Below are 22,007 nucleotides of genomic sequence, written 5' to 3'. Positions count from 1 at the left end.
ATCAACAATACAAAAAATTTCTGTAAAATCGTACATGGTAGTTAGAGCCTTTGGGTTGTGTCGTAACTTTCTAAATGGCTCTAACTACCTTTTTTTCAAGGGCTTTTCTTATCCGTAATTCGGGTTAGGTACGATGTTCTTTGTCGCGTTGGTCATCAACCCAATCATGGTGGCATTTGTGACCCGCAGCAATCCTTATCCTTTAGTTTTTCAATGCTTACGCGAAAGTGGCATTACTGCTTTCTTTACCCGTAGTTCTGCAGCCAATATCCCTGTCAATTTAGACTTAGCCAAGCGTTTAGGCGTACAGGAATCAACCGCGAGTGTTGCAATTCCGTTAGGTGCAGTAATTAACATGGCAGGCGCATCAGTCACCATTACCGTTTTGACCTTAGCTGCAGTAAATACTTTAGGAATTTCTGTCGATTTTAGCACCATGCTGATTTTATCTGTGGTTGCAACGGTGTCGGCCTGTGGTGCTTCAGGCGTTGCGGGCGGCTCGTTACTGCTGATTCCTGTAGCGTGTGGCTTATTTGGTATTTCTTCAGATATTGCCATGCAAGTTGTTGCAATTGGTATGGTCATTAGCGTATTGCAAGATTCAACCGAAACTGCACTTAACTCATCTACCGATGTGCTATTTACTACTGCGGTTGACCGTGGTTTGAGTTAAGATACAATGCGTTAGGAAACTTACGCAATCATCCATTATGCCTTTTCAAACTTTACCCCTTTGGGTGCAATTTGGTGCTTTTTTTCTAGCCGTCAATGCTGGAATTATTAACGTACTCGGATTGGTGACCGTATTGCACCAGTCCGTTTCGCACATGACTGGTAACGTTAGTATCTTGGCGATGGCGCTAATCGACTGGAAACCAGAAGCTATGATTTTCTTGTTTCTGGTGATTTTGTGCTACGTGATTGGCTCATTTTATAGTGGCGTTATTTTAGGAAATAGCAATTTTCGCTTAGGGCGTCGTTATGGTTTGCCCATGAGTTTGGTGGCATTTTTTATTTTAATCTGCTGGGCATTATTGCCTTATTTCCCACGTTATGCCCTGCTTTGGGCATCGGTTGCCATGGGCATACAAAATGCCATGATCAGCTACTATAAAGGCACCATCATCCGCACCACACATTTATCTGGGGTATTGACCGATTTAGGCTTAGCTCTCGGTTATCGAGTGCGGGGCTTACAAGTTGAAAAAAGGCGTATTGTTTTACACCTACTGATTTTAATTGGTTTCTTTGTGGGTGGATTACTCGCTGCAGCCATTTATCCTACATTTAAACTGAATTCTTTTCTGGTACCTGCAGGACTCAGCCTAAGTTTGAGTTTGGTGTATTGGATTATTTATTTTCGCTATCGACATCTTCAACATTAAGTTTCGGAAATTATCATGGTTAAAAATGCACTACAGGCACAATTGCTCAAAGCGGGTTTAGTGGATAATAAAAAAGCAAAAAAACTGTCTAAACAAACCTTACACGAACAGCGCACAGGTGAAAGTAAAGATGCTGAAGTGAAAGCCAAAATTGCACAGGCACAGCAAGAAAAACTCGCCAAAGACCAAGCTATTGAGCAAGAAAAGAAAGCCGCTTTACAGGAAAAAGAACTGAAAGCAGCAATTATGCAAATGATTCAGCAGCATAAAATTCGTGATACCGATGGTGAAGTGGCTTATCAGTTTTTAGATGGCAAGATTAAAAAAGTGTATATCAATCAACAAATTTACAATGCACTCGTGGCAGGTAGTTTGGTGATTGCCAAAGAAAATGACAGTTATGCGTTCCTGCCTAAAGCTTTAGCTGAACGTATTAATAGCAAAATGGAAGGCTTTATTATTGTCAATAATGCCGAGAAAAATGAAGCCACGACAGATGAAGAAGATCCATACGCAGCCTATGTGATTCCAGATGATTTAATGTGGTAGATCACGCAAGTATTTATGCAAATATTTATGCTAGGTATCTATTCAAAGCCAGTATCTGTACTGGCTTTTTTATTATGACTGCAACTTGATTGAAAACTTTCAGTAAAAACAAATAATTGAAATGTAGCAAAAAGTTACTCAGCCTTCAAATTTAAACTTTAGTCGATACACTATCTAACAATTTCATACATCAATGAAGAATTAAGGTGAATTGCAGGCCAAAATTCTAAGTGCCGTGCAGACGAAAATCAGCAACCTTAAAGCGAGGACCTTTTGCAAGAATTTAATTTTATTCAAAATATTCAGGAATGGTATAACCAATACCCTTGGTTAGAAATGCTGACCTCACTCAGTATTGTGATTCTACTGGCAATTTTAGCCAACTTTATTGCCAAGCAAATTGTAGTGCGCGGGATTCGCAAACTGATTTCTAAAATGACCTTTGCCAATAGTGAAATTATTTCACAGCATAGTGTCATCCGACGTATTGCCAACATTGTCCCAGCTGTCGTGATTATGAACGGCATCACCACCGTACCGCATTTGTCAGATAAAGTAGAAAGCTTTGTGCAAATGGGTGCGCAAGCCTTTATATTCCTGACCATTGCATTGGCAATTTCTGAATTTTTAAATATTTTTAACCTGTTCTATCAACGCAACCCTAAGTCACGCAACAAGCCAATTAAGGGCTATTTGCAGTTAGTTAAACTCATTATTTATGTGGTCTGTGCCCTCATGATTTTAGGCACTTTCCTGAAAAAAGATGTGTTTACCTTACTCGCAGGTTTTGGTGCGATGGCTGCTGTTTTGATGTTGGTTTTCCAAAATACCATTTTATCTCTAGTGGCTTCGGTACAAATTTCTTCCTACGATATGGTACGGATTGGTGACTGGATTGAAATGCCTTCTTTAAATGCCGATGGTGATGTCATTGATATGTCATTACATACAGTCACCGTGCAAAACTGGGATAAAACCCTGACCACTATTCCAACCAATAAACTCATTACCGATACCTTTAAAAACTGGCGTGGCATGCAGGAAGCTGGTGCCCGACGTATTAAACGTGCCATTTTAATTGATCAAAGTTCTGTGCACTTTATGACTGAACATGAACAAAGCAAACTTAAAGAGTTTTTGTTATTGGATCAATATTTACATAGCAAAAATGAAGAAATTGAGCAGTTTAATCAGCAGTTAGCAAATCAATCACAATACAACCAACGCCGTTTAACCAATTTAGGGACGTTCCGTGCCTATGTTGAATTTTATCTGAAACAGCATCCTGGCATTAATCAATCTCAGTCATTGATTATTCGTCAACTACAGCCAAGCAGTGAAGGTTTACCACTAGAAATTTATGCCTTTACCAAAACCACTGCATGGAAAGAATATGAAAGTATTCAATCCGATATTTTTGATCATTTGCTGGCGATTATTCCTGAGTTTGGCTTAAAAGTGTATCAAGCACCATCAGGTTCAGATTTAAAGCAAATTGGCGCACCATTTAAAGCAAGCTCTGCCAAAAGTCTAAATCCTGTAGAAATTGACGAGGCATAATTGTGAATTTACTACCGAGCCATGTGTTGCAAAAATTCTTGCATGGCTCGGTAGTTGTTTTATTTTTAACTAAACGATAAAATAATTTTATAAATTAAAATACATTTGTATATATAAAATAAGTGAAAAATAAAGTTTTCTTTCTGAAAGAGTTAGCGTTTCTGTATTTATCTAACAAATATGAAAAGTAGTGTATTTTAATAACTTAATGGAAAACTATACTGTTTTACAGGGTTTTATTTGCGCATTTATCATTTATATAATTTGTATTCCAATTCCAATGACGGTTCAATCTATCTGAGTATAGATTTTTTTATTATGAAAAATATTTTACCTTTAAGTATATTCTGTCTTTTACTAACAGCCTGTGGCGGTGGTGGTTCATCTTCTTCACCTGTAACACAAGCAGCTCCAACAGTTGTGGATTCGCCTATTTCAACATTCACCGCACCTACCCCAACTACATCATAATTAGGAACAGAAATGCTTGCGCAAGCCAAACTTGCTGCAACCGTTGAAACCGAGCTTGATGCCACTGACTTTAAAAAAGATGCAGATTTAAGCTTTGCTGGTGGTTTAGGGAAACTGGCATACAAAGACTTTTTAGATTCGCCTGAGCAACGCAAAACCTATATTGCTAATGTCGTTTTGTGTAATGGTGTTTGTTACCAAGATGATACTGCGATCAAAACTGCTCAAATTCAGTTCAATATTGTGCCAAAAGCCAATGGAACAATGGCTGTTGAAAACTTGCAGTACCGAAAATTAGATGAAAACAGCCTAAATCTATACGCACTCCAACAGCCCCTAAAATCATTACTCACAAGCAACCGAGTACTAGAAAGCCGTATTGACTTGCCTACTTCATTTGAAATGTTAGATGAAAGTCATCGTATTTTTGAGTTTTCTATTTATGGCGACCCTATAAAAGATGAGCTACAAATTTCAAAACTCAAACTCGCCTTTTCTCCACATGGACAATGGTTCACGTCATTAAGCCAAGATGTTTTAGTTGCAGGTACACGTGTACAAGATGAAGCGGCTTTTGAAGAAAGCACCGCATTTAATAAGACATCTTTTAGGGGTGTTGCGTTTAACTTAACGCAAAAAATGCAGGAGCAAATTTACGACTTTAGCTTTGAAAGTTATAAATATACTTATATGCAACCTAAAAAATTCAAAAGTATGTTTAATGACACGACATATCAATATGGTTTATATACCAACATTGGTTCAAGCAATGCTTTTGGTTATGGCTATGCACAAAACAGTGCCGAAGAATATATGATGGATGCTAACCCAGTTTATCGTAATGCGGGTGTCTTAGTATTTGATCCAAGTGCAAACTTTGCTGTGGGAATGCAACAACGCAGCAGTAGCAAAGATGTCAGCATGATTTTGCAATAAGTGATCAGTAAATATGGACAAAGATTTAAGTTTTGTTCAGCTTAAAAGAACTGATACGAATATTCAATTTACAGTTTTTGCTTTTTTATCAGCCTCCTTCAAGACCTCGTGACTTGAAGGAGTTTTTTTATTCATTCATAGTGAGTTTAATCAGTATAACGATAAACTTCTTTCATAAATCGAAAATGATCATAAGCAATAAGTCGAATTGATAGTGAAAGTCCCTTTTCTTGCGCTATATAGCCGCAAGAGGATGAGGGGTGCGGATTTATGAAAGAACTCTGATACACGAGATAATGAAAAGTTTAAGGCAGGACGCGGTACAACGTCGCAAAACATTGTTCTGCTTTTTCATTACTACAGAAATTAATGGTGTGCGCATTTTTCCATTTTACAAAATATTGTGAAATGTCCCCTGTTTGGTCTTCCTGATATCCAGAACAATCCACTTCATTATTGTCATATTTAACTTGCAAAATTAAAGCCGGTAACGAATTTGCAGGGTCTTGTGAAGGTTGATAATCATATACACCTGCAGACCATTCTTGACCGCTTTTAATCACCACATCGCTATTACTTTTAAAGTTGTAATATTCAATACATTTACGATTATTTGGGATTTGCATGCCCCACAGCCCCACAATTTCTGGACGGGTCACCACACGAAATTTATTGGTCGTTTCTGCTGCTACTGGCGTTAACTTGTCTGAATCTATTGTTGTATTTTCATTCGCAATCGCGCAGACAGAACATAAGCTTAAAACTGTGGTTAGATATATTTTTTTCATACATTTATTTAAAGATATAAACCGTTTAGACAACTTAGCATATTTTTAATCCAAATCTGCAAGCATAAACATAAGACAACAATTTTATTTAACGAAAATGTGACTTAGTTTACATTTAATCGACTTTGTAGGTAATGGTTATTTGATATGATCGCCTTTCTGTTGTGAACGTCACACTCATTCAAGTTTTTTCTTAATTATCAACCCATTGCAAAAGTGAGTTTAGTACTTGCAAAACTTTAGCATACCACAAACTATATCTTCGACTCAAAAGCAAATATTTGCCTTTGGACTGCTAGCCGTTGTGGTATTTTTTTCTTGTTTATTGGGTATTTTTACTCGCCCACTTAGCTACTTTTCTTTTTTTTGGCCAAGCAACGCCCTCTTGTTGGGGCTACTCATTCGCTTTCCATCTTTAAAAAGTTTTGGTGGAATTTTGGGTGCTTTTTTTGGCTATATGGGCGCCGATTTGGTCACAGACAATACTTTCCTGATGACGCTAGGTTTAACGCTTTCCAACTTTGTAGCTGTTTTTAGTGGGTTGTTTTTCTTTAATTTTGCCCGCGCTAAACTTCCAGCGAGCAATAATAATGTGTCAGAGCTATATCCACATATTATTGCTGTAACTTTAGGCTGTTTCTTTGGGGCTTTATTTGCCATTCTTCTGCTGCCAAATTTGCCGCACACCTTTATGTTAAAAGAAAATCGTTGGATTGATTTTTTTACTTGGTGGTCTGGTGAAATTTTAAATGCGGTAATTGTCTTACCTTTAATTTTGGCTGCCCCAGGCTGGTCTAAATTCAAAAAACTTATAAATAATCAATATGCTAAAGAAACTCAAATTTAGGATATCTTGCCCTTTTTTGCATTACTGATCTCTATCGCCTGCACCCATATTTTTTATGGACCAGGTGCATTGTTGTATCCATTGGCTGCATTAATTTGGGCAGCTGCCAGCTATCAACTTTTTAATTTGGCACTGATTAATAGCTTGGTCTGTTTAACTCTGTATCACAGCGTCACAGGCTTGTTTATAGATCAAGTGAATTCGAGTTATTTAACCACCATTATTTCTATTCGTGTGGGTTTAATTATTTTAGGTCTTGCCACGTTAATTTTATGTGTGATTAGCCAAAACCGAAATCAGTTGTATAGAGAAGTATTGTATTTGGCAAATCATGACAGTTTAACCGAAACACTGAACCGCCGTAGTTTTACTCAGTTAAGTGAAAAAGCTTTAAAGCATAAAAACAATCATTCATTGTCTTTAATTATGTTAGATATCGACGATTTTAAAAAAATGAATGATCAATATGGGCATTATGTCGGTGACCGTGCTTTGCAACATCTCTCTAACATCGTTAAAAGCAATTTACGTGATCACGATTTATTTTGTCGCATTGGTGGTGAAGAGTTCATTATTTTGCTGAACAATAATAACTTAAATAAAACTCAACGCATTGCAGAACGTATTCGTATGTGTATTGAACATCAAGCGTTAAATTTAGAAAACCTTGAACCCATTCATTTTACAGTAAGCATGGGCGTGTCACATACACACTTACCCACCAATCTCCCTTTACAAGATTTAATTATTCAGGCAGATCAGGCGCTATATCAGGCAAAAATGCAAGGTCGTAATCGGGTCATTCTTGCTTCTTAAACAAAAATAGCATACAACATCAATTTGACAATACAGATTTTCAGGATTGAAATGAAACTTGCAGAATACCTCCAATATGATGCTTTAGGCTTGGCAGAGCTGGTTGCCAAAAAGGATGTTCAGGCCTCAGAATTATTAGATATTGCGTTACAACGTGCTGAACAAACCAATCCACAATTAAATGCCATTATTATTCCTATGCATGAACATGCACGGCAGCGCACACAAACAAAATTAACAGGCCCATTTGCAGGTGTGCCCTTTTTAGTCAAAGACTTATTTCAACAATATGCAGGCTATCCGACTTCATTTGGTTGTCAGGGTTTAAAACGTGCGCATCATCTTGCAGAACAAAATGCAGAAATTGTAAATCGTTGGGAAAATAGCGGAATCGTTACCTTTGGACGTACCAACACGCCTGAATTTGGGATTAAAGGGATAACCGAGCCAGATGCTTGGGGTGCATGTAAAAATCCATGGAATTTGAAACACAATAGTGGTGGTTCTTCTGGTGGTTCTGCGTCTGCAGTTGCGGCAGGTATTGTGCCGATTGCAGGGGCAAGTGATGGCGGTGGTTCAATTCGTATTCCTGCGTCTTACTGTGGTTTGTTTGGTTTAAAACCAAGTCGTGGACGCACCCCGTGGGGGCCACAACTCAGTGAAGCCATGCATGGTGCAGCGATGCAACATATTTTAAGTAAAAGTGTACGTGACAGTGCGGCAATGCTCGATGCAACGCATGGCGCAGATGGTCATTCACTTTTCAAAATTGAAGCTCCTGAACGCAGTTATTTAGATGCAATTCAGCAAGCGCCAAAAAAATTAAGAATCGCATATTCGACCCAATCTCCGATTGGTACAGCTGTTTCACAAGATGCCATCAATGCCATTCAAAAAACCGTACAGCTTTTAGAATCTTTAGGGCATGAAGTGGTTGAAGACCGTCCTGCTATTGATGGCATGCAATTGGCCAAAGATTTCATTACCACATGGTTTAGCCAATTTGCTTATTTAATTGCTGAAATTCAAACTCGCCTGCCAAATCATTCCGATAATTTTGAGCTAGACTCTTTGGCTTTGGCTGCCTTTGGCGCAAAAACCACGTCAGTAGATTACATTCGCAATTTGAATAATTGGGGGGTATATGTCGCACAAATGAATCAATTCTTTGAGCGTTATGATTTATACCTCATCCCTGCAACTGCCTCAGTTGCACCAAAAAATGGCGAAGTTAAAACTCCTGCATGGCAAAAACCAATTTTAAAAACACTATTACATGCAGGTAAAGCACATTGGTTAGCGCAAGGTAAATTGGTCGATCGCATTGTCAAAGAAAACCTAAAATGGGTGCCATTTACTCAACTTGCCAATATTACTGGGCTGCCTGCAATGTCTGTGCCATTGTATTGGAATAAAGATAACTTACCATTGGGTTCGCAGTTTATTGCGCCTTTTGCACGTGAAGATGTGCTTTTACAACTGGCTGCACAACTTGAAACGGCTCAACCGTGGTGGCATCAATACGCTAAAATCCGTATTTAATGTAGCAATCAATTAGTAAGAAGCAAGCAAACTATACCCATCCAACTTTGCTTGCTTCTATTTTTGATAAAAGAACGGTGTCACTGCAAAATCACCAATCTAGGCTTTGGTATCACTCGACATTGACTGCGATTCTAATTGCTTTGGCAATCCCCAAATAAAACACAGACCAACGAGTGTAGATAATCCTGCAAAAATAAAAATCCATTCGCCTGAAACAATATCCCAATAATGCCCTGCCAAAATACTCCCCAATGCAACACCTAAACCCCACATGGTACTGTAAAGTGCTTGCCCACGACCTTGTTGCCCTGCAGAAAAGTTTTGAAAAATCACCCGCATGGCAATGATATGAAATAATCCAAAACTAAAGGCATGGATGCTTTGTGCAAAAAAATGTGCAAAAAATATGGATGGAAATAAACCAACAATTACCCAGCGTAAGCCTGTCAAAATTAAACATACGGCAACCAGTGAACGCCAAGACCAACGCTTTAAAAACAAACTCGCATAGGCAAACATAATGATTTCAGCAACCACCCCGACAGACCACAATAAACCGATCTGACTTGTGCTAAATCCTGCCTGACTTAAAAAATTACTATAAAAACTATAAAATGGTGCATGCGAAAACAGCAAAATCAATTCAATAATAAAAAATGAATAGACCACTGGGCGCTTTAAAATGGGCAATAAGGGTTCAAGTTGTTTTTGTGCAATGGGTGCGGTGCTTGGTTCTTGAATACTGAATGACCATAGAAATGCCAGTAAAGAAATACTGAGTAGCAACATCGGTAACATGGAGATTGGTATAATTTCCAAAATAGCACCTATGCCAAAAACCCCGACAATAAAACCTATAGAGCCCCATTTACGCACTTTGCCATAGAGTTCCGCACGTTTCTCGCCCAACCAAAACAAAGTCACGCCTTCAAATTGTGCCAAAATTGCGTTTTGGAAAAAGCTAAAAATTAGCATGAGTAATGCAACAGACTGAAAGCTATTCGGAACAATAAAAATCAGTAACCAAATACTGGCTTCCATCCAAGTTGCGATGCGCACCAAAAGCATCCGTTTGCCTGATTTATCGGCAATCCATCCCCAAATAAAAGGCGCGAAAAAGCGCGTTAAAATGGCAATAGAAGATAAAACACCAATTTCCTGATAATTAAAGCCCTGATCTTCTAAATACAGGCTCCAAAAAGGCAAAAACGTCCCAACAATTGCGTAGTAGAAAAAGTAGAATCCACTTAGTTTGTGTCGAATTGGAATAGGTTGCATTAGCTTGCATATCCTTGTATTTTCAATAACTTAAAATATTCAAAGGTTGCATAGCATTGCATAAGTTTGTCCTTGATTGCAGTTCAACTGTCTACAAATCAGTCTACAAACTTTAAAAAAATATTTTTCCTGATTTTTTGTAGACCGCAGCATAAGACACAGATGTTCTCAATTTTATGATTAAATTTGATGAAAAGCACGTTGCATTAAGCGAGGTGATGAAGTGATGGGGTTCTTAGGTGGTTTATGTCGCACTTCAAGTGTTACTCTGCCATGCATATTCCAACTACCTAGCCACCAAAAGCCTATCAAAAAAACTTAAACAGCCTTTGTGGAACTCTTCGTTAAAATTTATTTCAGGGTCGTCTTTTTCATCGTCGCACCTATCTGCTGATGGTAATTCATTGTACTTGGCATATAGATACCCATTACATAGCTCGGTGCGGTATTCATGCCCGCACTCAGGGTCTATTCTTCGGGTCTCTTCTGCTTTAAGTGTGAGTAAAGTGCCAGAGATAAGCAAAGCAAGAATGGCTAAAACCAAGTGACTCAGGCTCATTTTAATTTTCCGATTTTATTATTATTGCTTTCAATAATTTATCACCTAACTTTCGTTTGTTCAAAATAATTCAGACAAACACTACTTGAAAGCCTGATCTATTTATAGCTATTCTATATGTGCAAACTTCAAACACGCCATGTAGCGTAGGAGCACATAATGTCAAAAAAACTGCCGATTTATTTCTCGGATGACGCTTGGTCATCACTTCAACAAATTATGGGTCCTGAGGGCAAACCTAGCCCTACAATCAATGCAATTCTTGAACAAATCACGCTGCTTGATCGTCATGGCTTTACGCAAGTGTCACCACGTACACACGTAAGCATACCAATTGCATCTGAATCCATTCCTGCAGGTTTCCCATCCCCTGCCCAAGACTACATTGATAAAAGCATCGACCTTAACGAGCACCTTATTTCAAATGCCAATGCTACGTTTTTAAATACGATACGTACGACATCAATGGTCAATGCTGGGCTTGAATATGGCGATGTAGTCATTGTTGACCGTAGTAAAGAAGCCAAACACCGCAGCATTGTGGTTGCATTAATAGACCAAAAAGACCTGACCATTAAGCGCTTGATGATTACCGCCCAGATGTCAAAAGCTGAGTTGATTGAGCATTTTGGTGAAGACTACGACCCTGCCACTTTGCCTGAGGCATGGCTCAAGGCAGAAAGTCCTGACTATGACAGCATTTACCTGAAAGATGGGCAAACGTTTGAAGTTGTCGCTGTTGTGACTTGGAACTTAAAAAACCTGTCTGTCTAAAACAATAAGAAGAATAAATCATGAGAAACGCAAATCGTGTATTTGCGCTCATTGACGTGAATAACTGTTACGTCAGCTGTGAGCGTGTATTCGATCCATCATTAAACAATCAGCCCGTTATTGTTCTATCAAACAATGATGGTTGTGCGGTCGCTCGTAGCCAAGAAGCCAAAGACTTAGGCATCAAAATGGGTGTGCCTGTATTTCAGATCAAAGACATTATTCACCACAATAATGTCCAAGTATTGTCTAGCAACTATGCTTTATATGCTGAAATGTCCCGTCGCTTTCATTCGATACTGTCTGAATTTGTGGGACCTGGTGAACAAGAAATATATTCTATAGATGAAAGCTTTCTTGAGTTGACTGCGTACAGTAATAAGTTTGACCTAAGTGACTATGCGCAGCAGATGCGTGAGCGCATTTGGAAATGGCTAGGATTGCCTGTCTGCGTTGGTATCGGCAGAACAAAGACCGAAGCCAAAATTGCAAACCATATTGCCAAAAAAAATGCCCAGTTCAGAGGTGTATGCGATTTAGTGAGCATGGATCTAATAAATAAGGAACAGATTTTTGGCACAATCGATGTGTCAGAAGTTTGGGGCGTTGGGCGTAAACACGCGAAAAGACTGAATGATATGAATATCAATACAGTGCATGACCTTGCGTGCACTGACCCGCGCAACATTAAAAAACTATTCTCAATTGTTATGGCTAGAACAGTGGCAGAGCTGCAAGGCATATCATGCATTGAAATTGAGCATACCCCACCGAGTAAGAAACAGATCGTGGCCAGTCGCTCATTCGGCACAAAAGTCACAGACATAAATGACTTGAGAGAAGCAATTTCGATGTATGCCCAGGATGCATGTTCACGCTTAAGAAAAGAAAATCTGTTGTGTGGATGCATCACAGCTTTTGTACAAACAAATCCCTTTGATACAAATGTGCCATTCTACAGCAACGCACATACCTCAACATTTTCACAGCCCACTGACTGCGTGCTTGATCTTGTTGATAGAGCTGTGCGGATGCTAAACATGCTATATAGAAAGGATATGAAATTTAAGAAATGCGGAGTTGTTTTGACGTGCCTTGAGCCCAAGTCATCACATATTTATGACCTGCTCACAGATATGGAAGCGATTCATAAAAAGGAAAGTTTAATGCAGGCGCTGGAAAGTGTTCAGATAAAGTTTGGCAAGAAAAAGATTGCCGCGGGTAGCTGCTTCCTACCAGACCGCAATTGGTCAATGAGTCGTGATAAATTGAGCAGAAACCCATTTAAGTGGGGTGAAATGCTTGAGATAACTAAATGAAAAAACAGCAAGCCAGAACAAGCCGAGTTGCGTAGGGTTTGCGCCAACAATAAGGGAATAATAAAAATGAAAACATGGGCCTACTTTTATATAGAGCACACGATTAGGAATGGGGAGGTTTTTAGGAAGGAGCCTGGGTGGGCTTTAAATTTAAAGAGTAATTATGTGGTTTTGAGTGATATGCTCAATTGAGCACATGGAATATTAAATGTGTTTTTCTTTAACAACTAGTGTAGAGGGTATGTATGTCTAATCAGAATGTTGCTTTTGAGGTCAATGGTGGTGGTAGGAATAAATTCTCTGATGTCAATATAATGGTTAAAGGAGAAGGTAAAGGTTTTGTTTTAAATGATACCTCTGACAATGAATTTAAAAATATTGAAGTTTTTATAGAAAAGGAGCTCTCGTTTTTTAATGACCTAAAATCTGCATTAGAGAAGATAGATGATAACTCTATAAATTCTGCAACCAACAAGCCATTCAAGGAAGAGACTATTGGAAAAATTAACTCAATTATTGAATTACAAACTAGAGACAATCTAAAAAGCAATACTGCTGAATTAATTGGATTACTTGGTAGCTGGATAACAATTCAAAGTTTTTTGTTTCCACAAATTTGGCCATATATAGCTGAATTACAAAAAATCTTATAGGAAAAATAAATGGCGGGAATATACGTTAAAGGTTCGAAAAATGTATTTATATCAAATTTTAAGGCCATCAACTGCGACATAGCCTTAATTGCCGAAGATACACACAATCTAAATGTTAATGGTTTGCAAACAATCAGCTGCACTAAAGGAGCCTTGATAAATAACTGTTGGGATTCTGATTTTAAAAATATAAATATTGAAACCATAGCTCATTTACCCTCTAGTCAGGAGAGTGTTTTGGCTAGGACCGTAAAATACTTTATGTATTTGTAGAAATAAAATACTCGTGTAATTGAATCCTTTTAAGTGTAAAGGAGTTACCACCCAACACGTATCCCTACATTTACATTCGTCGCAATTGAATGAGCTGTGCAGCCTGATAGAAGGAGGCACAGCAGTATAATTTTAATTACATTTTTCATAATCAATCAGCACTTTGGCTACAGCCTTAGCAGCCAACCAGTAACGCGCTTGAAACGCTGCCAATTCTGCTTCATTTGAAATAAAGCCAAGCTCAACAATCAGACCACCGGCATTGACGTATGCTAGCCTGCCACGTGCCGATTTACTTTGATCAATCCAGCCATTATCACCACGTAAGCGACTTCCAAGCGCATCTGCTACGGCTTTAGATAAGTCTTGTGCAAGCTTCTTATCTTTCGGCAATGAAATCGTTTCCACCCCATTCGCCTGTTTTGATGTTGCTGCATTCATGTGAAATTCAACCGCAACGGATGAACCTTTAATCAATTTTAAAGCAGCGTTTAAATTTAGGTTTGTTGAACCGACGCCATCCATCTTGTGCTGAACACCTGCTTGCTGCAAATAATACGACACAGCATTACGGAATTTCGTCACCAATTCAGCTTCTTTCATTTTGCCGTTTACTGCGCCTGGATCAGTATTGCTATGTCCTGCCGTAATTGCTACAAATTGATTTACCCCTGTGTGCAATTCAGGCTGATATTTCAAGCGTGAAAAAACACTTAAAACATTGTTTAAAAAGCCAAGCCACAATACCCATGAGTGTGGAAGCAAGTCTTTAATCTCTTGTGGTACTGCTGCCCAAAATTGCGGAAAATTAGAGCCAAACAACCAAAGTAGCTCAAAAGCCGCATACATGATGACGTAAAAAAAGGCGCTTAATGCGCCTACTTGAACTGACTTGAGTTTCCAAGCTTGTTTCCAGTTATCAATCAATTTCATCACACCCACCTTTTTTACACGTAATTTTTCGCATATTGATTCTATGCAACTCAGCTGCACGCTGATTTTCTAAAAACTTAAATACTAGGTTCACAATAAAGCCTGCTAAAGCGACTGCAAAACCGAGCCATGGCAATATGTCTATTGATAAAAGCCAAGCGATGAAGCCACCGCCTGCGCCTAAGTATGTAGTTTTGCTTGCTGCTGCTGATACTGTTGCTGCGAGCTCCGCAGCGGCTTGCTTCGTTTCAGACACGATGCCCCCCTGAAATTTGGTAATAAAAAAGCCGCTAATGCGGCCCATTTAATGTCTAAGTTACTTAAAGTGTTAAAGCCTGTTCCCACATCTGGTCCACTTGATCATCGGTAAGATTAAGCAACTGGCACATATACATAACGGAGTCACTCATACGATGAAACTCTGTTGCTTCAGTGTATTCAATTTGAATCCGTGCTCGTGTCTGATCATCTCCGATTGCACTAATTGAATTTTCAATCTGGTCAAGCAACCCATTTTCGAGCAGTGTTAATTTGAATTGTCTGCGAGTGAGTGGGCGCAACGATGCTTGATATGCAGCATAACGCTCATTTTCTAAAATCCCTTCATTTTCTGCTGTGATTTTCCATTCGTTATTTTCTAAATAGTGATATTTAGATGGTGCAGGATTACCTTCATTGTCAACAATATTCGGGTTTTGCGGAGCAGTTATATCTTGCGGTAATTCATTCAAACGCAACGAGATAAAACGATTCTCTTTAATGTCAATCGGCTTTTCTAAGTCCGCAACTGTTTGACCGATTTCGTTTAATTTGCATTCGTATGTTTTTATCGAAATATCACCGCTTTCTAACTGCTCGTGAACAACAGCGTGGTAAATGTTACCGTTAGCGTCTTTAGGCTGTTCGATATACCAACCATCATTGGATAACCCAGTGCTGTTTTTGACTAAGTAATCACCTACACCTAGTTTTTCAAACTCAATATTCTGCTGCTGTGCTTCATCGTTCATTTCGACTTTATCTGCAAATAGCTGAACAATTGGTGATGCGTTTTTAATAAAACCGTTACTGTCCACTGTTGTATTCAATGAATCTCTAAAAAATCTCCATGTACCCAGGCCCGGAGATGAACCTCTGGCTGTTCTGCAATAAATTCTCGGGTCAGTCGAGTGGTAAGTGGGCGCGGCTATTTGAAGGAATCCGGCCCATCCGCCATTATGCTGAATTAATACACCGGCCTCCGCTTGCTCAAATTGAATAGGTTTGTTTATTGCAGCAGAGTCATAAACGCCAAAACCACCAGGAATAGTTGAATAATTATTAAAATTTCCACCATTAGCGAGCGAGGTAACATTTGACGTATCAGCAACTCCGCCATTTCCAATACCAAATGCTCCACGTAACATCACTTGTCCATTCAAGCTTCCAGCATTCAATGTTGCTGCTGTTCCAAGCCCTAAGTTGTTTCGAGCTGAAGCTGCATTTGTTAGGTCGGATAGATTCGATGACTTTGCGAGTTTTGTGTCAACTTCATCAATAATCTCATTTGTCTTAAGCGACAAACTATTGAATAACCAGTTAAACCACTGCCGAGCGGGTTTCTTTAACACAGGAAACCCATCAGTTAAAACCAAATCGTCCGTATTTTTTTGCCCATCTTTAGCAAATTCTGGTAATTTATTAATAGCCATATTAGCCCTCAATTAATAGTTCAACGCCTGACGGCAGCGGAAAAAACATACGAATCAAAATTTTATCTACATCTGTAAAATACGAAGATTGATTAATAAAACTTACAGTCATATCTTTATTGTCTGTAACACGAAATTCAGAGTGATTTAAGACAAGGCTTAAAATCTCTCTTGTCTCGTTAATATTTCCAGCACTGTGGTTTTTTAGTATTTTTGCTTGAATTAATCGACGCAAAAATTCACCTGTTGGTACCAATCCACCTGTGCCCGATTGCCCTGATTCACGGAAATACCCACCTACACTTGGGTCGCCTATTTCACCAAAAGTCAATGCGTTTTCTTGATCATCAAAGCCAAAGTATTCAAGCTGTGCAGCACCAGGAATAATTAATGGTGTGCCTGTCCATCTCGCTAAAGTCTCTAAATACGGATCGTTGGAATTTTCAACATCGTATTTGCCATTTAGATTTTTTAAAAAATTAAAGCAGTCAATCATGGGTTGAGAGACTGCTTTTATCATTAAATTAAAACGCTCTTTATGTTTATGCTGGCTTGTAATCAAGCTTGCATAATCACCAATTGTTTTGTCATTCACTTGTCACCTCAATAGCAATTGTTGATGCATCACAAAACGCAACGCAACCGAACGGCAATGTGTAATCACCAACAACATCAACACCATCAACTTTGGTTGTGATACTTGTGACCTCGTATGTTTTACTTTGATCATCACCGTATAAGTTTGCAGGACCATAAAGCTTGTTCTGCAGAACCTTGTCACCAATATCCAAAGCATTCACATAACTTGCGAGGCTTAGCGAGATAGCGTCAGCAGTGTCGGCACTGTATGATTCATTTGTTGTGATTTGAATATGAAAGCTAATGTTTTTAATATCTGGTCGATAGATACTTACAACATCAGGCTCATCATAGATATTCATAATCGTGACATTGGTATTACCGTACCAACTCGATCCCATTGATTTTTTTGCATGCATAATTGCCGCAATCTCTTGAGCATCACCGCCAGACACGATCACGCAAACCGATCTAGGCGTCACACCATTTTCATCAATAGCATTTGATTTATTCTCGAATGTTTTACAGCGCGTAACATTGTTTAAGCTCAATATTGCAGCCCGAATTGCTTCAGTTTGTGATATTGCTGCAATTGATACCGATAGAGCCTGTCTTTGTCGCAAACGTGCATTACTTTCAGCGTCTTGACCAACTGACGATGTATTGCTGTTTGATACGGATTGCCAACCGCGTGTCGGTGTTAGAATTTTTGTAATGCTATTGGCTGCTGCAAAGATGGCACCTGCCTTTTCTGCAGTTGCGGTCACAGTAATTTCGCCACTTGGCGGCAGTGTGATTGAAGTTGGCAATAACCATTTATTATTACTGCTATCACCCACCACACCGTTATTTACTGCCGTCCCTGCAATACCTGTCAGTGTTACATCAACCGTGGAAAACGTGGCTAATGCTCGTTGAATACCATTAATTTTCACATTACGAGTCAGTGCGTCAGTGTCTGCTGTTTTGGGGTTGAATGAGTTATACGTCTGAATACACATGCTATTTACATGACTAAACTGCAGCGCCAAGACACCTAGCCATTGCCCATCCAAGCTATCATTATCAAGGTACACATCATCGCCATAAATGCTTTTATATTGGCTTTTGAGCCAAGCCAAAATTTGATCAAATGTCGGCGCGTGAATGCCAGTTTCATCAATCGTTGGTGCAATTGTTGTTAATTCCATTCATACACTCCAATTAAATCACTCTGCCCATAAATTGTATTTACCAGCATTTCTACTGTGAGCTTTCTTGTCTTTGGCTCAAGATAACTTTGAAAATTATCAATGCTTAAGACGCCTCTTGTTTCAAGCACACGCTGTCTTAATGTAAGCTCATATAGGTTTTGAGAGTGCTTTCCTAGAATCGCTTGCGTCCAGCCTGTGCCATCCGACACATCTGCAAACCATTCCCCGACCCATAATTTCAAACGTGTATCAATCGCCTGTGCAACCGCGTCAGCATTATCAATGTGAAAGTCATTTAAGCTGCGACCAAAGGTGTAATCGCCATTTTCATCTTGCTTTCTGTATCGCATAAAAAAAGACGCTTTCGCGCCCCTCATGAATTATTGAATTACTTTGGACCACCAGAGTCACTACCGCCACTCTGGACGCCACCATGTCTGTGACTACCAAATTCAATGCCGCCAATGTTTGCACCGCCCTGCATAGTTGACTTACCTGTCACCTCCAAGGTGCTTTGTAAAGTTGATGCACCAGTTACAGATAACGTCTGCTGCATCTCAACTGGATGGTGAAACACGGACTTAGCACCAATAAAGTGAATCTCACCATTTGGCTTGATTTGAATTTTGCATGTATTGCTATCGTTGCGAATCTCAAGATCAGTTGCGGAGATACCGCTAATCTTTTTTGCTTGTGACTGCGGTCTAAAAAATGCAAATCCGTCAGATAGGTCATGCTTTCGTGTGTCGAATGGGTTTTGAATCCCTCCTGATTGCCACCACAAATCAATATTTCGATCTGCAAAATTGACAAGGCATTCATCGCCTTTTTGAATCGGGTGTGTGATTGTGAAGCCGCCCGCACATGGAAACATCACTGGCACATCAAGTAGCATTGGCAACTCAACTGTTTCAACTTCACCATCGGGCAAATAGACAGGGATTTTAATTAACGGCTGCACACTTACAGTCACAGCGTCACTATCATATTCAAGCACTTCACACGGTAAGCACGTCCACAGGTTCACCATGGCCGCATTGACTGCATCTTTAATAATTTGCAGTTGTGTTGGTGAGCGCTCATTAAGTGTTAAAGCCATAATTAGTCCACCGCATTAATTGTGATACCGCTTTTTGGAACAACAGCATTAATCGCAGTACATACCAGGTGTGTGTGCCACTCATCACCGCGCGTATCCCCTGTGTGCTCAATCGCTTGGATAATAAACATGCCATCGGCATCAGCTGCCGTCTTAGGGTTTTTGAAAGGCTGATCAACACCCTGACTACCCCAACCGATATCGTAACTCTCAGTTTGAAGGTTGCTCATATCAATCTGAATGCGACCTTTTCGTTTTAATTTTGGATTGAGCAGGCATTTAACAATCAACCCTTCACTTGTTAGCTGTGGCATACCCACCATGCCTGTTTTTGGTGTCAATATTTGCACTGGCTCAAGTGAGTAGCCGAGTGTATTAATCGAGCTAATCACATCGTCCGAATAGTCAAACGTGACATTATTTTCTTTGCCAAAGTTTTGCAGGCTATCGTGCAGCGATCCGAAAAAGACTCTGCCACGCGGGTACTGCTGTTCGCTGATTTCTGCTATTTCTCCAGTCACCAACCCATATTTATTGGTTTCTTCAATTAATGTATTTCCCACCTCGGTTTTTGATGTACCTGCAGGCAAACATACGTTGACTAGCGCTTCATTTTGAACAACGTCACCAGATACAGCCAGCACACATAACCAGGTATCGGTAGGATTTTCACGACCCCGACGATACTGAAATACCCTGCCTTTAAATGTGACTGAAAGTTCGTCACCGTATCCACACTCTAAAATGACTTGAGTATTTATTTTTTGACTATCCACACCTGCCAATAGGTTCATGGTTTCACTGGAAAGATTGTAGATATAAATTTCAGCAGCTTTAGGCTGTTCTGTGGTTGGCTGGCTCACCTGAAATGTAATTTTAAATTCGGATAAATCTAGGGCTTTTGGCTCGTTCTGGTCGAGTTGGATCGTAAGCTTACAATTCCGCTTCCACTGCAAAGTCATGATTAATCCTCATAGTAGAGTTTAATTTTTGAGCCAAGGTAGCCGTATTTTGCAATTTCATCTTGTTCAAAATTTGCTACATACAAGCTGCCATTAATGACGTGCTTATATTGCTCAAGCAAATCAATTCCCGCGCACATCAAAAGACCTGTAATTAATGGCTTTTCAGCAGCATTTAAAATATCTAAATACCATTGGTTGGTACGGTAAATAATGCGCAGCTTATAAATTGTCTTGCCGAGCGTTACGTTAAATTTTTGATTGCCGACTTGCAGCGGTATTTCATAAAACGCCATAAATCACCCGAATAACGATGTTTTGATTTTACTGAGCATGGACTCATTTGCGGGGCTTGCCTGCACTGTGCCGCCATCTGATACGCCTGCTGTATCTGCTGGGTTTTTCTGATTCTCAACAACCACTTCAGTTTCCGACGTTTTGACCAAAATCACTTTTTTAAATGTAATTTCAATCATTAATACGTTTTCGGTTTGCAGGTCAGTTGTGCAGCCTAGCGACTTAATCAGCATGTTTGTATAGAGCCGCTTACCCGTAGAAACAATCAAAGGCACTGCCGACTCTTGTAGTTGTATGAGCGTCTGATAAACAATGTTTAAGCTTGTATTTCCGCTTAGAAAAGTATCACCAACCAAGCCATTTAATTTTCCTGCACTCTCCGACCAGCCGACTTTAATTGTGACTTCTGGCGCTTCTTTGTACGCATGGTCATTGATTGGCGCACCCACTTCGGTTGGATGCTCAGTGATTTTGAGTTCATCCTTGTGCTTTTCCTCTACAGTTACGTCAGCAAACAACCCCATGATTGTTCGACCACGCCCAGACAGGAGCAGTGAACCTACTTTTTCAACAAGCGGATTCGCTAAACCGCCCAAGGCGGATGTGATGAGTTGATTCATGATTCACCTTATTTGAGGTAATAAAAAACCCCGCTTTAAGCAGGGTTTTGATACTAAGTTTATTTCAAGGATCATTTTTTATTGCATCAAATAACTCTATGCAATTTGAGTACATGGTATTACCAAACTCTGTTATTGCGATTTCTTTTTCTCTCTGAGTTTCCATTAAGGGAGTATTGTAGGCCTCTATAACTGTTATTTTTATAAATTCTTCAGCAAGCGCTCTTTCGTCAGCTTTCAATGACTTGATATTTTTCAACTCATTAACAGTATGGCTCATTACATCTCGAAGGGAATAACCATTCTGTCTAGCCATCATTACCATCTCAGATGATTCAGAATAGTCACTACAAGTATCATAGGTACTAGCTTCCGCACTAACACTCATAATCCCACTAAAAAATAAAATCGAAATTAAAGTTAATCTTTTCATATTTAATTAAGTAACCTATGATTTGTATATTAAATATAAGGCATAACATCATGAAAAAACTACTCCTTTTAGCTGCATCTTTAGTCTTTAGTGTTGGGGCTTGGGCTAATAACTCATGCAAAAACAAGCCGCACGCGCCAATGCCATCAAAGAATTTATCTTTGTATGATGAGAAAACTGGCGCACTTCAGGATTATTCTGTTATTCGCCAAAAGTTATTAAAGGATGGGTGGATTCCAGTCCCATCTGATGACAAATACGCAGATCACCCTGAAGAAGAGTGCATTGTTGATCGCTGTATTTTTAAATACAAAGACAAATAGAGATGGATCCGTAAATTTGAACAACTCCTATAAGTGATATTCTGCTCCTCAAATGATGTTATAAACATCAATATATGGAGTATTTTATGGCACGTAGACCAAGAAGAAATCATTCAAATGATTT

General features: G+C 39.3%; 25 protein-coding genes and 1 pseudogene. 12 read left to right on the top strand and 14 right to left on the bottom strand.

Features of this window, described 5'->3' with window-relative positions; all coding sequences use genetic code 11:
• Nucleotides 1-124 precede the first annotated feature (124 nt).
• From sstT to FTV43_RS13405, 5 genes and pseudogenes are all read left to right on the top strand, one after another.
• Nucleotides 125-673, top strand: a pseudogene (gene sstT / locus FTV43_RS13425) (serine/threonine transporter SstT); the annotation flags it as partial.
• Between the two features lie 37 nt (nucleotides 674-710).
• Nucleotides 711-1,385 (top strand): YoaK family protein, encoded by a 675-nt coding sequence (locus FTV43_RS13420; RefSeq protein WP_131261946.1) that lies wholly within the window; start codon nucleotides 711-713, stop codon nucleotides 1,383-1,385.
• A gap of 15 nt (nucleotides 1,386-1,400) precedes the next feature.
• Nucleotides 1,401-1,934, top strand: coding sequence for a DUF2058 domain-containing protein (locus tag FTV43_RS13415; RefSeq protein ID WP_004973493.1), 534 nt, complete (start codon nucleotides 1,401-1,403; stop codon nucleotides 1,932-1,934).
• Between the two features lie 273 nt (nucleotides 1,935-2,207).
• Nucleotides 2,208-3,494 (top strand): mechanosensitive ion channel family protein, encoded by a 1,287-nt coding sequence (locus FTV43_RS13410; RefSeq protein WP_179995706.1) that lies wholly within the window; start codon nucleotides 2,208-2,210, stop codon nucleotides 3,492-3,494.
• Nucleotides 3,495-3,977: 483 nt separating this feature from the next.
• The gene (locus FTV43_RS13405) at nucleotides 3,978-4,901 is read left to right on the top strand and encodes a hypothetical protein (protein WP_179995705.1); all 924 of its coding nucleotides are present in this window, start codon (nucleotides 3,978-3,980) and stop codon (nucleotides 4,899-4,901) included.
• Between the two features lie 305 nt (nucleotides 4,902-5,206).
• Here the strand turns inward: FTV43_RS13405 and FTV43_RS13400 are convergent, their stop codons facing one another.
• A complete protein-coding gene (locus FTV43_RS13400; RefSeq protein WP_179995704.1) occupies nucleotides 5,207-5,689 on the bottom strand; it encodes a hypothetical protein in 483 nt (160 codons plus the stop codon).
• A 385-nt stretch (nucleotides 5,690-6,074) separates the two neighbouring features.
• Here FTV43_RS13400 and FTV43_RS16045 point away from each other — a divergent pair, with 385 nt between their 5' ends.
• The 3 genes from FTV43_RS16045 to FTV43_RS13390 are packed head-to-tail and all read left to right on the top strand — an operon-like array spanning nucleotide 6,075 to nucleotide 8,894.
• Nucleotides 6,075-6,536 (top strand): hypothetical protein, encoded by a 462-nt coding sequence (locus tag FTV43_RS16045; protein WP_257224119.1) that lies wholly within the window; start codon nucleotides 6,075-6,077, stop codon nucleotides 6,534-6,536.
• Nucleotides 6,537-6,542: 6 nt separating this feature from the next.
• Nucleotides 6,543-7,352, top strand: a complete 810-nt coding sequence (locus FTV43_RS16040; protein ID WP_257224118.1) for a GGDEF domain-containing protein — start codon at nucleotides 6,543-6,545, stop codon at nucleotides 7,350-7,352.
• A 51-nt stretch (nucleotides 7,353-7,403) separates the two neighbouring features.
• Nucleotides 7,404-8,894 (top strand): amidase, encoded by a 1,491-nt coding sequence (locus FTV43_RS13390; protein ID WP_131261947.1) that lies wholly within the window; start codon nucleotides 7,404-7,406, stop codon nucleotides 8,892-8,894.
• A gap of 99 nt (nucleotides 8,895-8,993) precedes the next feature.
• Here the strand turns inward: FTV43_RS13390 and FTV43_RS13385 are convergent, their stop codons facing one another.
• Together FTV43_RS13385 and FTV43_RS13380 are read right to left on the bottom strand one after the other, a co-directional pair.
• Nucleotides 8,994-10,175 (bottom strand): MFS transporter, encoded by a 1,182-nt coding sequence (locus tag FTV43_RS13385; RefSeq protein ID WP_179995703.1) that lies wholly within the window; start codon nucleotides 10,173-10,175, stop codon nucleotides 8,994-8,996.
• Between the two features lie 286 nt (nucleotides 10,176-10,461).
• Nucleotides 10,462-10,734 carry a hypothetical protein gene (locus tag FTV43_RS13380; RefSeq protein WP_179995702.1) on the bottom strand — a complete coding sequence of 91 codons (273 nt, stop codon included), beginning with the start codon at nucleotides 10,732-10,734 and terminating at the stop codon, nucleotides 10,462-10,464.
• A gap of 159 nt (nucleotides 10,735-10,893) precedes the next feature.
• On the opposite strand from FTV43_RS13380, the gene FTV43_RS13375 reads away from it, so the two are divergent.
• The 3 genes from FTV43_RS13375 to FTV43_RS13365 all read left to right on the top strand — a co-directional run bounded on the left by FTV43_RS13375 (nucleotide 10,894) and on the right by FTV43_RS13365 (nucleotide 13,480).
• Nucleotides 10,894-11,508 carry a LexA family transcriptional regulator gene (locus FTV43_RS13375; protein ID WP_104851998.1) on the top strand — a complete coding sequence of 205 codons (615 nt, stop codon included), beginning with the start codon at nucleotides 10,894-10,896 and terminating at the stop codon, nucleotides 11,506-11,508.
• A 20-nt stretch (nucleotides 11,509-11,528) separates the two neighbouring features.
• A complete protein-coding gene (locus tag FTV43_RS13370; protein WP_179995701.1) occupies nucleotides 11,529-12,827 on the top strand; it encodes a Y-family DNA polymerase in 1,299 nt (432 codons plus the stop codon).
• Nucleotides 12,828-13,072: 245 nt separating this feature from the next.
• Nucleotides 13,073-13,480, top strand: coding sequence for a hypothetical protein (locus tag FTV43_RS13365; RefSeq protein WP_179995700.1), 408 nt, complete (start codon nucleotides 13,073-13,075; stop codon nucleotides 13,478-13,480).
• Nucleotides 13,481-13,885: 405 nt separating this feature from the next.
• Here the strand turns inward: FTV43_RS13365 and FTV43_RS13360 are convergent, their stop codons facing one another.
• The 11 genes from FTV43_RS13360 to FTV43_RS13310 form a co-directional block, all read right to left on the bottom strand.
• Nucleotides 13,886-14,686, bottom strand: coding sequence for an N-acetylmuramoyl-L-alanine amidase (locus FTV43_RS13360; RefSeq protein ID WP_179995699.1), 801 nt, complete (start codon nucleotides 14,684-14,686; stop codon nucleotides 13,886-13,888).
• On the bottom strand, nucleotides 14,673-14,942 hold the full coding sequence (locus FTV43_RS13355; protein WP_179995698.1) for a holin: 270 nt from the start codon (nucleotides 14,940-14,942) through the stop codon (nucleotides 14,673-14,675). The genes FTV43_RS13360 and FTV43_RS13355 overlap by 14 nt, the downstream gene beginning before the upstream one ends.
• Before the next feature lie 64 nt (nucleotides 14,943-15,006).
• Nucleotides 15,007-16,377: a hypothetical protein gene (locus tag FTV43_RS13350; RefSeq protein WP_179995697.1), complete on the bottom strand. Its 1,371-nt coding sequence runs from the start codon at nucleotides 16,375-16,377 to the stop codon at nucleotides 15,007-15,009.
• A 1-nt stretch (nucleotide 16,378) separates the two neighbouring features.
• Nucleotides 16,379-16,972: a DUF2612 domain-containing protein gene (locus FTV43_RS13345; protein WP_179995696.1), complete on the bottom strand. Its 594-nt coding sequence runs from the start codon at nucleotides 16,970-16,972 to the stop codon at nucleotides 16,379-16,381.
• The gene (locus FTV43_RS13340; protein ID WP_179995695.1) at nucleotides 16,965-18,146 is read right to left on the bottom strand and encodes a baseplate J/gp47 family protein; all 1,182 of its coding nucleotides are present in this window, start codon (nucleotides 18,144-18,146) and stop codon (nucleotides 16,965-16,967) included. Before FTV43_RS13340 ends, FTV43_RS13345 begins: the two co-directional genes overlap by 8 nt.
• The gene (locus FTV43_RS13335) at nucleotides 18,137-18,499 is read right to left on the bottom strand and encodes a hypothetical protein (RefSeq protein WP_179995694.1); all 363 of its coding nucleotides are present in this window, start codon (nucleotides 18,497-18,499) and stop codon (nucleotides 18,137-18,139) included. Before FTV43_RS13335 ends, FTV43_RS13340 begins: the two co-directional genes overlap by 10 nt.
• A gap of 38 nt (nucleotides 18,500-18,537) precedes the next feature.
• Nucleotides 18,538-19,248, bottom strand: coding sequence for a Gp138 family membrane-puncturing spike protein (locus tag FTV43_RS13330; protein ID WP_179995693.1), 711 nt, complete (start codon nucleotides 19,246-19,248; stop codon nucleotides 18,538-18,540).
• A 2-nt stretch (nucleotides 19,249-19,250) separates the two neighbouring features.
• Nucleotides 19,251-20,210 carry a hypothetical protein gene (locus FTV43_RS13325; RefSeq protein WP_179995692.1) on the bottom strand — a complete coding sequence of 320 codons (960 nt, stop codon included), beginning with the start codon at nucleotides 20,208-20,210 and terminating at the stop codon, nucleotides 19,251-19,253.
• Between the two features lie 2 nt (nucleotides 20,211-20,212).
• Nucleotides 20,213-20,506, bottom strand: coding sequence for a hypothetical protein (locus FTV43_RS13320; RefSeq protein ID WP_179995691.1), 294 nt, complete (start codon nucleotides 20,504-20,506; stop codon nucleotides 20,213-20,215).
• A 3-nt stretch (nucleotides 20,507-20,509) separates the two neighbouring features.
• Nucleotides 20,510-21,127 (bottom strand): phage baseplate protein, encoded by a 618-nt coding sequence (locus tag FTV43_RS13315; RefSeq protein ID WP_179995690.1) that lies wholly within the window; start codon nucleotides 21,125-21,127, stop codon nucleotides 20,510-20,512.
• A gap of 64 nt (nucleotides 21,128-21,191) precedes the next feature.
• Nucleotides 21,192-21,560, bottom strand: a complete 369-nt coding sequence (locus tag FTV43_RS13310; RefSeq protein ID WP_179995689.1) for a hypothetical protein — start codon at nucleotides 21,558-21,560, stop codon at nucleotides 21,192-21,194.
• Nucleotides 21,561-21,610: 50 nt separating this feature from the next.
• Between FTV43_RS13310 and FTV43_RS13305 the strand changes: the two genes are divergently transcribed.
• Nucleotides 21,611-21,883 (top strand): hypothetical protein, encoded by a 273-nt coding sequence (locus tag FTV43_RS13305; RefSeq protein ID WP_179995688.1) that lies wholly within the window; start codon nucleotides 21,611-21,613, stop codon nucleotides 21,881-21,883.
• The last annotated feature ends 124 nt before the right edge of the window (nucleotides 21,884-22,007 follow it).

The sequence above is a fragment of the Acinetobacter sp. YH16053 genome (assembly GCF_013417035.1).
Classification (GTDB): Bacteria; Pseudomonadota; Gammaproteobacteria; order Pseudomonadales; family Moraxellaceae; genus Acinetobacter; species Acinetobacter towneri.
Note: the sequence above shows the minus strand (reverse complement) of the source record. Positions and strands in the feature narration are given on the sequence as shown.

Coding starts and splice junctions, on each gene's coding strand:
- FTV43_RS13420 (WP_131261946.1), top strand. CDS start 711: ATGCCTTTTCAAACTTTACCCCTTTGGGTGCAATTTGGTGCTTTTTTT.
- FTV43_RS13415 (WP_004973493.1), top strand. CDS start 1,401: ATGGTTAAAAATGCACTACAGGCACAATTGCTCAAAGCGGGTTTAGTG.
- FTV43_RS13405 (WP_179995705.1), top strand. CDS start 3,978: ATGCTTGCGCAAGCCAAACTTGCTGCAACCGTTGAAACCGAGCTTGAT.
- FTV43_RS13400 (WP_179995704.1), bottom strand. CDS start 5,689: ATGAAAAAAATATATCTAACCACAGTTTTAAGCTTATGTTCTGTCTGC.
- FTV43_RS13390 (WP_131261947.1), top strand. CDS start 7,404: ATGAAACTTGCAGAATACCTCCAATATGATGCTTTAGGCTTGGCAGAG.
- FTV43_RS13385 (WP_179995703.1), bottom strand. CDS start 10,175: ATGCAACCTATTCCAATTCGACACAAACTAAGTGGATTCTACTTTTTC.
- FTV43_RS13380 (WP_179995702.1), bottom strand. CDS start 10,734: ATGAGCCTGAGTCACTTGGTTTTAGCCATTCTTGCTTTGCTTATCTCT.
- FTV43_RS13375 (WP_104851998.1), top strand. CDS start 10,894: ATGTCAAAAAAACTGCCGATTTATTTCTCGGATGACGCTTGGTCATCA.
- FTV43_RS13370 (WP_179995701.1), top strand. CDS start 11,529: ATGAGAAACGCAAATCGTGTATTTGCGCTCATTGACGTGAATAACTGT.
- FTV43_RS13365 (WP_179995700.1), top strand. CDS start 13,073: ATGTCTAATCAGAATGTTGCTTTTGAGGTCAATGGTGGTGGTAGGAAT.
- FTV43_RS13360 (WP_179995699.1), bottom strand. CDS start 14,686: ATGAAATTGATTGATAACTGGAAACAAGCTTGGAAACTCAAGTCAGTT.
- FTV43_RS13350 (WP_179995697.1), bottom strand. CDS start 16,377: ATGGCTATTAATAAATTACCAGAATTTGCTAAAGATGGGCAAAAAAAT.
- FTV43_RS13340 (WP_179995695.1), bottom strand. CDS start 18,146: ATGGAATTAACAACAATTGCACCAACGATTGATGAAACTGGCATTCAC.
- FTV43_RS13335 (WP_179995694.1), bottom strand. CDS start 18,499: ATGCGATACAGAAAGCAAGATGAAAATGGCGATTACACCTTTGGTCGC.
- FTV43_RS13330 (WP_179995693.1), bottom strand. CDS start 19,248: ATGGCTTTAACACTTAATGAGCGCTCACCAACACAACTGCAAATTATT.
- FTV43_RS13325 (WP_179995692.1), bottom strand. CDS start 20,210: ATGACTTTGCAGTGGAAGCGGAATTGTAAGCTTACGATCCAACTCGAC.
- FTV43_RS13320 (WP_179995691.1), bottom strand. CDS start 20,506: ATGGCGTTTTATGAAATACCGCTGCAAGTCGGCAATCAAAAATTTAAC.
- FTV43_RS13315 (WP_179995690.1), bottom strand. CDS start 21,127: ATGAATCAACTCATCACATCCGCCTTGGGCGGTTTAGCGAATCCGCTT.
- FTV43_RS13310 (WP_179995689.1), bottom strand. CDS start 21,560: ATGAAAAGATTAACTTTAATTTCGATTTTATTTTTTAGTGGGATTATG.
- FTV43_RS13305 (WP_179995688.1), top strand. CDS start 21,611: ATGAAAAAACTACTCCTTTTAGCTGCATCTTTAGTCTTTAGTGTTGGG.